Annotated in this window: 1 pseudogene; it reads right to left on the bottom strand. The window is 48.0% G+C overall.

What is annotated here, in order from left to right:
- A pseudogene (locus tag RTW80_RS26625) lies at positions 1–709 on the bottom strand (conjugal transfer protein); the annotation flags it as partial.

The following is a 709-nucleotide window of genomic DNA, read 5'->3' on the forward strand; positions in this document are numbered from 1 at the left end:
TTCTAACTGGGGTTTTGATGCACTGAGAACCGGTAAGTAATACGCTGCTTTTCCCAGCTCCAGTCTGGCAAAAGCAGCAAAATCATCACTTTCACCTTTCCTCTGTGGGTTCTTAACAACCAGGAACTGGCGGGACAGCGGATCAATAGCTTTAATTTTGTCAAAATAAAGCTCCCTGACCTGCAAACCATCAACATATTCACTACGTTTGGCTTTCGGGTTTGCCAGATAGATATGAGTGGCGCATTGCTCACGAACCGCTGCCGCAATGGGTGATTTAATCAGTTCATCCGGTGACTGTGTGGCTACGACAAGCACCATATCGAGTTTGCGTCCGGTTTTCAGTTTGTTGTAAACCAAGTCCCTGAACGCTTCGTTATTGATCCATTGCCAGAACTCATCCATGTAGATAAGAAGCCTGCGACCATCGGCCAGCATGGTGACCCGATAGATGAGATAGAATGAAGCAGCACTGGCCAGCACCTTATTATCCAGGAACTCCGTTCCATCAATACCGAAAACATCCAGGTTATCGACATCAAACGTGTCTTCCCGATTGTCGAACACCCAGCCAAACTCTTCCCCCTGCGTCCACGGCTTAAGACGGGCTTTAAGTCCATGACGTTTGGTTTCAGTATCATCCGGCTCCTGGATACGAGGCCGGAGTTTACTGATAGGATAAGAGCGATCTGACCGTTGCATAAGACGT

This window comes from Escherichia sp. AM3 (assembly GCF_032029835.1).
Classification (GTDB): Bacteria; Pseudomonadota; Gammaproteobacteria; order Enterobacterales; family Enterobacteriaceae; genus Escherichia; species Escherichia coli.